Origin of the sequence: Nocardia gamkensis NBRC 108242, from assembly GCF_001612985.1 — a bacterium.
Classification (GTDB): Bacteria; Actinomycetota; Actinomycetes; order Mycobacteriales; family Mycobacteriaceae; genus Nocardia; species Nocardia gamkensis.
In genome coordinates, this window is sequence record NZ_BDBM01000005.1 from 180,378 (window position 1) to 191,787 (window position 11,410).

At 69.8% G+C, this 11,410-nt stretch carries 10 protein-coding genes; 3 read left to right on the top strand and 7 right to left on the bottom strand.

Annotated elements, in window-relative coordinates:
* Positions 1-108 precede the first annotated feature (108 nt).
* On the top strand, positions 109-1,500 hold the full coding sequence (gene gad / locus NG1_RS05600) for a glutamate decarboxylase (RefSeq protein ID WP_062968644.1): 1,392 nt from the start codon (positions 109-111) through the stop codon (positions 1,498-1,500).
* A 120-nt stretch (positions 1,501-1,620) separates the two neighbouring features.
* Here gad and NG1_RS05605 read toward each other — a convergent pair whose 3' ends face one another.
* The 3 genes from NG1_RS05605 to NG1_RS05615 all read right to left on the bottom strand — a co-directional run bounded on the left by NG1_RS05605 (position 1,621) and on the right by NG1_RS05615 (position 5,018).
* On the bottom strand, positions 1,621-2,322 hold the full coding sequence (locus NG1_RS05605) for a DUF2334 domain-containing protein (protein ID WP_062968901.1): 702 nt from the start codon (positions 2,320-2,322) through the stop codon (positions 1,621-1,623).
* A gap of 142 nt (positions 2,323-2,464) precedes the next feature.
* Positions 2,465-4,636 carry a S9 family peptidase gene (locus NG1_RS05610; RefSeq protein ID WP_062968903.1) on the bottom strand — a complete coding sequence of 724 codons (2,172 nt, stop codon included), beginning with the start codon at positions 4,634-4,636 and terminating at the stop codon, positions 2,465-2,467.
* 10 nt (positions 4,637-4,646) lie between these two features.
* Positions 4,647-5,018, bottom strand: coding sequence for a MerR family transcriptional regulator (locus NG1_RS05615; RefSeq protein ID WP_062968646.1), 372 nt, complete (start codon positions 5,016-5,018; stop codon positions 4,647-4,649).
* Between the two features lie 46 nt (positions 5,019-5,064).
* On the opposite strand from NG1_RS05615, the gene NG1_RS05620 reads away from it, so the two are divergent.
* Positions 5,065-6,153: an alkene reductase gene (locus tag NG1_RS05620; protein ID WP_062968648.1), complete on the top strand. Its 1,089-nt coding sequence runs from the start codon at positions 5,065-5,067 to the stop codon at positions 6,151-6,153.
* A gap of 26 nt (positions 6,154-6,179) precedes the next feature.
* Here NG1_RS05620 and NG1_RS05625 read toward each other — a convergent pair whose 3' ends face one another.
* The 4 genes from NG1_RS05625 to NG1_RS05640 form a co-directional block, all read right to left on the bottom strand.
* Positions 6,180-6,602: an HIT family protein gene (locus tag NG1_RS05625; RefSeq protein WP_062968650.1), complete on the bottom strand. Its 423-nt coding sequence runs from the start codon at positions 6,600-6,602 to the stop codon at positions 6,180-6,182.
* Positions 6,603-6,807: 205 nt separating this feature from the next.
* Complete coding sequence (gene purB / locus NG1_RS05630; RefSeq protein ID WP_062968652.1) at positions 6,808-8,229, bottom strand: adenylosuccinate lyase; 1,422 nt, start codon at positions 8,227-8,229, stop codon at positions 6,808-6,810.
* Positions 8,230-8,235: 6 nt separating this feature from the next.
* Positions 8,236-8,934 carry a TetR/AcrR family transcriptional regulator gene (locus tag NG1_RS05635; protein WP_245548814.1) on the bottom strand — a complete coding sequence of 233 codons (699 nt, stop codon included), beginning with the start codon at positions 8,932-8,934 and terminating at the stop codon, positions 8,236-8,238.
* A 127-nt stretch (positions 8,935-9,061) separates the two neighbouring features.
* Positions 9,062-10,231, bottom strand: a complete 1,170-nt coding sequence (locus NG1_RS05640; RefSeq protein WP_157113872.1) for a pyridoxal phosphate-dependent aminotransferase — start codon at positions 10,229-10,231, stop codon at positions 9,062-9,064.
* A 54-nt stretch (positions 10,232-10,285) separates the two neighbouring features.
* On the opposite strand from NG1_RS05640, the gene NG1_RS05645 reads away from it, so the two are divergent.
* Positions 10,286-11,272, top strand: coding sequence for a M23 family metallopeptidase (locus NG1_RS05645; RefSeq protein WP_062968656.1), 987 nt, complete (start codon positions 10,286-10,288; stop codon positions 11,270-11,272).
* Positions 11,273-11,410 lie beyond the last annotated feature (138 nt).

Here is an 11,410-nt window from a genome sequence, read left to right on the forward strand (position 1 = left end):
CGGGACTGCCGCGGTGTGTCAAGGTGAGCGAGGGAAGATGTCAGCTATCACAGGGCATCCTCCGCGAGAGATGAGGTACACCCGCACCCTGTCGACCGGGAGGCCCGCATGTCCGAAGCAGCCGATGATCTGTTCGCCCTGCCGGGGCTCAGCCGGTCCGCGCCGCGAGCCGGATTTCCCCCGCACGAGATGTTCCCGCAGGTCGCGTACGAGATCGTGCACGACGAACTGATGCTCGACGGCGTCTCGAGGATGAACTTGGCCACGTTCTGCACCACCTGGGTGGAGGACCAGGCGCGCAGGCTGATGTCCGAATGCCTGGACAAGAACATCGTCGACAAGGACGAATACCCGCAGACGGCCGAGTTGGAGCGCCGGGCTGTGCGGATGGTCGCCGATCTGTGGCACGCGCCCGACCCGGCAGGCACGCACGGTACCTCGACCATCGGCTCCAGCGAGGCGGCCATGCTCGGCGGGCTCGCGGCGAAGTTCCGCTGGCGCAAGGGTGGCGGCACCGGCACACCCAACTTCGTCTGTGGCCCCGTCCAGGTGTGCTGGGAGAAGTTCGCGCGGTACTTCGACGTCGAGATCCGGCAGATCCCGCTGCGCGGCGACCGGCTCACCATGCACCCCGACGACCTCGCCGAGTACTGCGACGCGAACACCATGATGGTCGTCCCGACCTTCGGGCAGACCTACACCGGCCTGTTCGAAGACGTCGCCGGGACGAGCGCGGCGCTCGACGCGCTCGAGCGCGAGAAGGGCTGGGACATCCCCATCCACGTCGACGCGGCCAGTGGCGGTTTCCTCGCCCCCTTCGCCGCACCGGATCTGGTCTGGGATTTCCGGCTGCCCAGGGTGAAGTCGATCAACGCCTCCGGCCACAAGACCGGGCTGGCCCCGCTCGGCGCGGGTTGGGCGATCTGGCGCGAAGCCGGTGACCTGCCGGAGGAGTTGATCTTCGACGTCGACTACCTCGGCGGCAGCATGGCCACCTTCAACCTGAACTTCTCCCGGCCCGGCGGGCAGGCGATCACGCAGTACTACCAGTTCATCCGCCTGGGACGGTCCGGCTACGCCAGGGTGCAGTCCGCGATCTACCGGGTGGCGCAGCACTTGGCCTCGGGAGTGCGCGGCCTCGGGGTCTTCGAGCTGATCCACGACGGCGATCCGCAGCGCGGCATCACCGCGGTGTGCTGGCGCCTGACCGGCGATCCCGGCTTCAACCTCTACGACTTGTCCGACCGGCTGCGCTCCAGAGGCTGGCTGATCGCGGCCTATCCGCTACCCGCGGACCGGAACGACGAGACGGTGATGCGCGCTGTGCTGCGCCACGGTTTCACCGTCGACATGGCCGACATACTGATCGCCGATCTCGAGCGCTGCATCCGACAGCTGCGGCAACGGCCGTTCTCGACCTCGCTCACGCGCGAGGAGGCCGGCGGCTTCACGCACGACGCGACGGCTGCCGTCGCGGAGACGACGATCGCTCCGTCCTGATCGTGACAGCGCCGCCGCCCGGCTACGCCATTCGCGGGCGGCGGCGCCGATCGGTCACGCGACAGCGGTCCCGACCGGCCGCGGGCGATGGGGCCGACCCGCCGCCGCCCGCGGCGTCAGTCATGCGGCTCGAACAGCGGGGAAGGGCTCCCACCGGTAGGTCGTTCCCGCCGCACCGTGGAACAGCGCCAGGTCGACGGCGTCGAGCACGGCTTGGCGGGGGCCGGAACGCGTCAGCTGCGCGGCGGATACGGCCAGTCGCAGCACGCCGCCGCGACGGGCGGTGCGCGCGGCGCCCATGACCAGGGCGCGGCACCACCAGGGTTCGGCGCGGAAGCCATCGCCGATGCCGTACACCCTGGACTTCTGCGCCATATTGCGCTCCAGGTCGATGATCGAGGTCAATCCGAGCGCCAGCCGGAAACCGACCTCGGGCAGCGCGTCCAGCGCGCCCGTCGAGGCATCCCAGCGCGGGGCCGCGAACAGCCGGGTACGCAGGTCGGCCTGCTCCAGCACGCGATCCGCGGCGGTCAACCGCAATCGGGCCTCGTGCCGGGGCAGCGCGGCGAACTCGGCACGCCGCCGCTTGGTGGCCGCCTGGTCGTAGCCGTGCAGCACGATGGCGTCGCCGCGGGCCCGGCGGACGCGCAGCCAGGCTTGCGTCGCCGGGTCGTCGAGCAACCGGTATTTGCCCTTCAGCCGCGGAGCCACCAGCAGCGAGAGGGGCACGCCGCGCCGATCCATCTCCTCGGCGAACCCCATCGCCGTGTCCCGGGTGGTGTCCCTGATCCCGGAAACCGATACGACCAGCTCAGCGTTCATGAACCCACGGTGCCAGCCGCACGTGTCCACGACGTGCAGGCTATATGACCAGGTGACGAACACTCCGTCACGCCTGCGTCGGCCGCTCGCCCCGCGGTCGGCGCGCCGCTTTCACCGGTGCGCCCGGCGATCGGGCTGCGCGCTACGCGTCGGCGAGACCGACCGTGTCGAGCAGCCAGGCGTGTTCGAAGGCCACTTCCCGCCACTTCTCGTAGCGCCCGCTGACGCCGCCGTGGCCAGCGCTCATCTCCGTCTTCAGCAGGAGCGGCGCGTCGCCGGTGGCGGTGGCGCGCAGCTTCGCGATCCACTTCGCGGGCTCCACGTAGAGCACGCGGGTGTCGTTCAGGCTGGTGATCGCCAGGATCGCCGGATAGTCCTTGGCCTCGACGTTCTCATACGGCGAGTAGGACTTCATGTACTCGTAGACGTCCTTGTCGGCCAGTGGGTTGCCCCACTCGTCCCACTCGATCACGGTGAGCGGCAGCGACGGATCGAGGATGGAGGTGAGCGGATCGACGAACGGCACGTTCGCCAGGATGCCCGCGAACAGCTCCGGGGCCAGGTTCGCCACCGCGCCGACCAGCAGGCCGCCCGCGCTGCCGCCGTCGGCGACCATCCGGTCCGGGGCGGTGACTCCCGCGGCGACGAGATGCCGGGCGCAGGCCACGAAGTCGGTGAAGGTGTTCTTCTTGGTGAGCGTCTTGCCGTGCTCGTACCAGAGCCTGCCCATCTCGCCGCCGCCGCGCACGTGCGCGACCGCGAAGACCATGCCGCGATCCAGCAGCGACAGGCGGGCGACCGAGAACGACGGGTCGATGCTCGCCTCGTAGGAGCCGTAGCCGTAGAGCAGCAACGGTTTGGGCTCGTCGGCCGCGGTGGTCTTCTTCCGCACCAGCGAGATCGGAATCCGGGTGCCGTCCTCGGCGACCGCCCACTGCCGGTGCTGTTCGTAGTCGTTCGCGTCGTAGCCGCCGAGCACGGGCTGTTCCTTGCGCAACAGCAGCTCGCCGGTGGCCGGGACGTAGTCGAACACCTGCATCGGCGTGATGAACGAGGTCAGTCCGATGCGCAGGGTCGGCTGGGCCCACTCCGGGTTGGCGCCCACGCCGACCGCGAAGAGTTCCAGATCGAAGTCGAGTTCGCGCCGCTCGCCGTAGCCCTCGGCGGTCAGCGGCCACACCGCGATCCGGGTGAGTGCCTCGCGCCGGTAGCTGAGCACCAGGTGGTCGCGGAACGCGTCGATGTCCTCGAGCCGCACGTCCTCGCGATGCCCGATCAGTGGCGTCAGGTTCGACGGGTCGTCGACCGGCGCCTCGGCCAGCACGAAGTTCTCCGCTTTGACGCCGTCCAACACGTCGTTGTGCAGGATCAGGAAGCGGTCTTCGCCGCCGATCACCGCGTGCTCGGCGGAGTACTCCACACCCTCGCGGCGCGGCAGCAGCACGCGGAACTCGCCCTCGGGATCGTCGGACTCCAGCACCCAGCCCTCGCTGGTGATCTTGGAACCGACCCAGATCATCAGGTACTTCTCCGAGCGGCTGGCGCCGATGCTTACCCAGTAGCGCTCGTCGGGCTCGTGGAACACCTTGACGTCCGGATCGGTGCTGCCGAGCCGGTGCCGCCACACCGTGTCGGGCCGCCAGGACTCGTCGACGGTCTGATAGAAGACGTGGCTGCCGTCCAGCGACCAGGTCGCGCCCGGTGCGGTGCCCGCGATCTCGTCGCCGAGCAGCTCGCCGGTGCGCAGATCCTTGAAGCGCAGCACGTACCGCTCGTCACCGACGTTGTCCACCGAGTAGGCGAGCAGCGTGCCGTCATGGCTGATCGAGAACGCGCCGAGGGCGAAGAAGTCGTACCCTTCGGCCAGCTCGTTGCTGTCGAGCAGCACCTCTTCGCCCGGGACCTCGGTCTCCGCGCTCAGCTGGGGCGGGGTCCACTCGTCGATGCCTCGAGCGCCCGCGGCGATCGGGCACCGGCAGTGCACGCCGTACTGCTTGCCCTCGAAGCTGCGCGAGTAGTACCAGTAGTCGCCCAGCCGGGTCGGCACGGAGAGGTCGGTCTCCTGGGTGCGCGCCTTGATCTCGTCGAAGATCGTCTCGCGCAACGTGCTCAGGTGCTCGGTCTGCGCCTCGGTGTAGGCGTTCTCCGCCTCCAGATAGGCGATGACGTCGGGATTCTCCTTGTCCCGCAGCCATTCGTACTCGTCGACGAACACGTCGCCGTGGTGCACCCGCCGGGTGGGCACCGTCTCGGCGACCGGCGGCGCCACCGCGCCGCTACCGGGTTCGGAGATCGTTCCGCTGTCGAGAGCCATGGCGTCCACCCTACTGTCCGGATGCCTCGCCACCCGCCGCACGGATGATGCCGTCGAGCACGTCGCTCGTCCGGCGCAGATCGCGCATCGCCTGGTCGATTCTGGCGCGTTCCTCGGTGAGCTTCTCCACCAGGAACGGCGTCGCCGTGGCATTGGGTGTGCCGTCGACGTCGTGGATACACGGCAGCAGTTCGCCGATGGTGTCGCTGTGCAGGCCCGCGGCGAACATCTCCTGGATGCGCCGCACCCGGTCGACCGCCGCCTCCGGATACTCCCGCTGCCCACCGGAGGTCCTGTGCGAGGCCAGCAGACCTCTGGTCTCGTAGTACCGCAGCGACCGGACGCTCACGCCGGTCCGCTCGGCCAGTTCACCGATCCGCACTTCCGCTCCTTGACCTAACATCAATGTCAGGTTTTACGGTACAGCCATGCTGCTGTTGACCGAATACCGCAACCATCCGCTCGACCTGCCCAACCGGATCGTCATGTCGCCGATGACCCGGCTGCGCTCGCTGCCCGACGGCTCGCCGACCGGCGACGTAGCCGACTACTACGCCCAGCGCGCGACGGCCGGGCTCATCGTCACCGAGGGCATCTGGCCGCATTCGACCGGCCAGAGCGAAGCCTGGGTGCCCGGCTTGCAGACCACCGCGCACGTCACGGCGTGGCGCCGGGTCACCGAGGCGGTACACACGCGCGGCGGCCGGATCTTCGCGCAACTGATGCACGGGGGACGCAAGGGCCACCCGCTCGCCCGGATCGATGGGTCCTGGCCCGCCGGACCGTCGGCGGTGCTGGACGACGACCGGGTGCACCTGATCGACGGAGGCAAGGCCGATCCGATCACGCCGGCCGCCCTCGATCGCGCCGGTATCGCGGCAGCCGTGGAGCACTACGCCGCCGCCGCGCGCAACGCGATGGACGCGGGCTTCGACGGCGTCGAGATCCACGGCGCGAACAGCTATTTGTTGCACCAGTTCCTGGCCGACAACACCAACCTGCGCGACGACGAATACGGCGGTTCCATCGTCAACCGCATGCGGCTGCCCCTCGCGGTGGTGGACGCGGTGACCGGGGCGATCGGCGCTGAACGCACCGCCATCCGGCTCTCGCCGGGCAATCCGCAGTTCAACATGTCCGAGGCCGACCCGGGCCCGCTCTACCGCGCGCTCGTCGCCGAACTCGACCGGCGCGGCCTGGCGTACCTGCACCTCACCGACGACGACCGCTACCCCGCGCTGCGTGACCTGCGGCCGCGCTGGCACGGCACGCTCATCGCGAACATCGGCGAGAACCGCGAACCGACCACGGCGGCCGGCGCCGAACAGGTGCTGCGCGCCGGCCTCGCCGACTTGGTCTCGTTCGGCAGATCGTTCATCTCCAATCCCGATCTCGTGCACCGCATCCGCTACGACCTGCCCCTGGCTCCCGTTCGCGAGGAATTCCTCTACGGCCGCACCGCCGAGGGCTACAGCGACTATCCGAACTGGACGGCAGCCGAATTGGTGCGCGACTGACCCGCCCCTCCGGAAGGTCGGCGGACTCAGTTCCCCAGCGCACCCCGGATCGAGGCGGCGAGATAATCCAGATCCTCCCGCCGCGGACTGGCCGGGCGACCACGCAAGCCGAAGCCGTCGCCCGGAGTACGCGGGATCACGTGCAGGTGGACGTGGAACACCTCTTGCCCGGCGGTCACCCCGTCCGCCAGAAAGAAATTGACCCCGTCGCACCCCACCTCACTTGCCCGCATCGCCGCCGCGAGCCGCTGCCCCACCTGGAACAACTTACCCCCGACCACCGGATCGAGCTCCGCCAGACTGCGCGCCGCCACCTTCGGCACCACCAGCAGATGCCCGGGCGTCATCGGCCGAATGTCCATGAACGCCACCACATCATCGTCCTCGTAGACCTTGCTCGACGGCGCCCGCCCGGCAACGATATCGGCGAAAATCGTGTAGGGATTCACGACCCGCAGCCTATGCGGTCATCTGTGGTGTTCGCGCTACGCAATCGCATAGCTCGAACACAACAGGTGCGGCACCATCGAATCAGCTCCTGGCAGTAGCTGGGAGAAGTGGACCCGGCTCCTCTCCGGACGGTGAGCAGTCGGGTTTCGCGCTATCCGGAGTAGTTGTCGACCTCGACGATTCGTCGCGAAAGGCGTAGTCCCGCTAGAGGATCGGCGACGGCGAATACCGCGCCGCGTCCGGGTAGCGGTCGACCAGTTTCTGTACCTGCCCGACAACGTCGGCGACCTGCGCTTCGGCCGCGCCGACGAAGGCGGACTTGTCGGACAGCGCCGCGTCGAGGGCGGGGCGATCGAGGGGGAAGCGCGGGTCGGCGGCGAGGCGGTCCAGCAGGTCGGGTTCGCGGCCCTGCTCGCGCATGGCCAGGGCGACCGCTACGGCATGCTCCTTGATGACCTCGTGCGCGGTTTCGCGACCGACACCCGCGCGGACGGCGGCCATGAGCATGCGGGTGGTGGCCAGGAAGGGGAGGTAACGGTCCAGTTCGCGGGCGACCACCGCGGGGTAGGCGCCGAACTCGGCCAGCACGGTGAGGAAGGTTTCCATCATGCCGTCGATGGCGAAGAACGCGTCCGGCAGTGCGACGCGGCGGACCACCGAGCAGAACACGTCGCCCTCGTTCCACTGCGCGCCCGCCAGCTCGGCCGCCATCGAGGCGTAACCGCGCAGCACCACCTGCAAGCCGTTGACGCGTTCGCAGGAGCGGGTGTTCATCTTGTGCGGCATCGCCGAGCTGCCCACCTGCCCGGGCTGGAAACCTTCGGTGACCAGCTCGTGCCCGGCCATCAGCCGGATGGTGTGCGCGAACGAGGACGGGCCCGCGCCTACCTGCACCAGCGCGGAGAGCACGTCGTGATCCAGCGAGCGCGGGTAGACCTGGCCGACGCTGGTGAACACGGTCGCGAAACCCAGGTGCCGGGCCACCTGCTGCTCCAGCCGGGCGAGCTTGGCAGGGTCGCCGCCGAGCAGGTCGAGCATGTCCTGCGCGGTGCCCATCGGGCCCTTGATCCCGCGCAGCGGGTAACGGTCGATCAGCTCGCGCAGCCTGGTCAGCGCGATCAGCGATTCGTCGGCGGCGGAGGCGAACCGCTTGCCCAGCGTGGTGGCCTGCGCGGCGACGTTGTGCGAACGGCCCGCCATCACCAGCGCCTGGTATTCGGCGGCGCGCTCGGCCAGTCGCGCGGCGATCGCGACGCCGTGGGCGTGCACGTGCTCGAGCGAGAGGCGGATCTGCAACTGCTCCACGTTCTCGGTGAGGTCGCGGCTGGTCATGCCCTTGTGCACGTGCTCGTGCCCGGCCAGCGCGTTGAATTCCTCGATGCGCGCCTTCACGTCGTGCCGGGTGACCCGCTCACGTTCGGCGATGGAGGCGAGGTCGACCTCGTCGAGCACCCGCTCGTAGTCCGCGATGACCCCGTCGGGCACGTCGACGCCCAGCTCCGCCTGTGCCCGCAGCACCTCCAGCCACAGCCGCCGCTCGAGGACGATCTTGTGCTCCGGCGACCACAGGTGCACCAGCTCTGGGCTGGCGTAACGGGTGGCGAGGACATTGGGGACGATGCTCACGTCCGGTCAGTCTAGTGCGCGGTAACGATCCACTTGCTGGGGCGTGGCGCGCACGGGGCCGTCCGCGCTCGCGTAGGCCGCCGGCTCGGGGGTGGCCGCCCGCGCCGGAGGCGCGACGATGTCGATGACTTCCAGCAGCGCGCCGCGAGCCATCCGCCGCGGTTCGGGGTCGATCTCGGTGAGCGCGGCGACGACCGCGCCGTCCACCACCGCGACCAGCCTGCGCAGTTGTTCCGGCCGCACCATCCGGTCGGAGCGGCGCAGCACGTCGGCCAGCAGCTCGTCCAGCTGAGCGCGCAACCGGAGCTGGACTTCGCGCAGCTCCGGGTGCCGCGCCGAGGCGACCGAACGCTCGTAGCGGGCGATCAGCTGCCCGCGCGCGCCCTCGTCGGGGCCGTCGCTGCCCACCAGCAGGTCGAGCACCAGGTCGACGGTGGCCTCGGCGCCGCGGCGGCGGTGGCTGACCTCGCCGACCCGCCTGCGCATCGCGTCCAGCTCGGCATTGCCGCTGAACTCGACCGCCCGGGCGATGAGGTCGTCCAGGGATTCGAAGTAGTAGGTGGTCGACGCCAGGGGCAGATCAGCGCGCGTGGCAACCGAACGGTGCCGCACCGCCTCGAACCCGCCTTCGAGCAGGAGTTCGGCGGCGGCGGCTATCAAAGCCTGGCGACGCCGTTCGCCTTTCGGGGTCGTCGCGGTGATCACCGTGCCATCGTGCCAGTCGTCATCAGTTCTTCCAGGGGAAATCAGCGAGGAAAAGCAACCAAGGTTGTTTTACCGCATCCGCGCGGCCAGGGTGCCGAACTGCGGAAAGTTCTTGCCGGGCAGGGCATCACCCACCTAGATAGTGCCCTAGACGCAGCAGCGCCGCCTCGATGTCGGCGGTGGCTCCGGCGAACGAGAAACGTACCGTGCGGTGTCCGTTGACAGTGTCGAAATCCACCCCCGGCGCGAGCGCGACGCCCGTGTGGTTCAGCACGTCGGCGCACCAGGCGCGGGAGTCGTCGGTAAGGTGCCCGATGTCGGCGTAGGCGTAGAAGGCGCCGTCGGCGGGGGCGAGGTCGGCGATGCCCAGTTTCGGCAGCCCGTCCAGCAGCAACCGCCGGTTCACCGCGTACCGCCGGACGTGCCCGTCGAGTTCCTCCTTGGCCTCGGCGCCGAAGGCGTGCAGCGCCGCGTACTGGGAGATGGCGGGCGGGCACACGGTCAGGTTCGAGGCCAGCCGCTGCAACGCGGGGCGCAGCCCGCTCGGGGCCAGCATCCAGCCCAGCCGCCAGCCGGTCATGGAGAAGTATTTGGACACCGAGCCGATCACCACCGCTTCCCGCGAGGTCTCCCAGGCCGACGAGGTCGCGTTGTCGGCGCCCACGCTGTCGTAGGTGATGCCGTGGTAGATCTCGTCCGAGATCAGCAGGGTGCCGTGCTCCTCGCACCAGCGGGCCAGCGCGGCGAGTTCGGCGGGGGCGATCACGGTGCCGGTGGGGTTGGCGGGGCTGGCCACCACGAGCCCGGCGGGCGGCTCCGGGAGCGCCTCGAGCATGGCGACGGTGGGCTGGAATCTGGTCTGCGCGCCGCAGTCGAGTTCGAGCACCCGGCAGCCGAGCGCGGCGAGGGTGTTGCGATAGGCCGGATAACCGGGACGCGCGACCACGATGGTGTCGCCCGGGTCGAACGCGGCCAGGAAGATCAGCGAGAACGCGCCGGACGAGCCGGTCGTCACCACCACGTCGTCCGGATCGACCCGGTAACCATAGGTGTCTCGATGGTGTTCGGCGATCGCCTCCCGGATCGCCAGGATGCCGAAAGTCTCGGTGTAACCGAGCAATTCGGACCGAATGGCCAGTTCGGTCGCGCGCAGGACCGGCGCGGGCGCGGGCGTCGACGGCTGCCCGGCGGCGAGCACGAGCACATCACCGTGCGTCCGTGCGCGTTCCGCGGCGGCTTTCCAGACATCCATCACGTAGAAAGGTGGAATGGTCGACCGGCGAGATTCTCTGGACACTCGACAGACGGTAGAGCACCTATTACCGCGCGGCCGCGGTTATGGTCTCCCCTGATGCTCGATAAGTCTCGACGAGGCGGGCTCGACCGAGTGCGCGGAGTGGCCGGTGTCGGCGTCATTCCGCGCGACTGGCGCGCGCGCTCGCCGCGACGATCCGGCAGGCGGCTCATCGGGGGTGGCGGCAAGCTCGATCCCCGCGCCCTGTGGGCGCGCCGCCGCCACCTGCGAGCCTGGTGGGAGCGCAAACCGGACCCGCGCGACCTGTGGCGGCGCAAACCCAGCGGCGAGGAGTTGCTCGCACTGGCGCGCAAGCACCAGGTGCTGCTGGCCGGGCTCGTCGCGACCGCGGTTTTCGCCGCGGGCGACACGTCGTTCGCCGGGACGGTCACCGGTCGCACTCCCGCGCCGGATCGCGGCCAGCGCGTGGCCGTGGCGTATCCACCGCAGATGCAGAGCACCCCACCGTCGGTGACTCGGCTGCTGAACGCGATCGCCAATGGTGAGCGACTGCGCGAGCAGGCTGTGGTCGCTGCCGCCGCGCGCGCGACGCTGGAACGCGCGAAGGCCGAGGCGGCCGCCGCCGTCGCCGGTGAGCGTCAGCCGTGGATGACCGCGACCGCACCGGTGCAGCCAGGGGCGATGCCACCGAGCGGCCGGGGCTTCGCGCTGCCCGCGCACGGCGTCTTCACCTCGGGCTTCGGGTCGCGCTGGGGCACCTTCCACGCCGGCATCGACATCGCGGGCCCGATCGGCACCCCGATCTACGCGGTCGCCGACGGCACGGTCATCGACGCGGGACCGGCGCAGGGCTTCGGGCTGTGGGTGCGCATCCGCCACGACGACGGCAGCATCACCGTCTACGGGCACATGTACGACTTCTTCGTCTCGGTCGGCGAGCGGGTGCCCGCGGGAATGCAGATCGCCCGCATGGGCAACCGCGGCGACTCCACCGGCCCGCACCTGCACTTCGAGGTGATCGTCGGCGGGCAGCACGTGGACCCGCAGCAGTGGCTGGCGGTGCGCGGGCTCACGTTCGGCTGAGGAACGCACGCCTCGCTCAGCGGCATCGGAACGACTCCGCGCACGCGAGGATCGGCCCGCGGCGAGTGGTGGCCGAAGACCGTCGACCACGGGTTCGGTCACCTGGCCGCAGCGGTTCGCGCCCGCGCGGTCGAACCG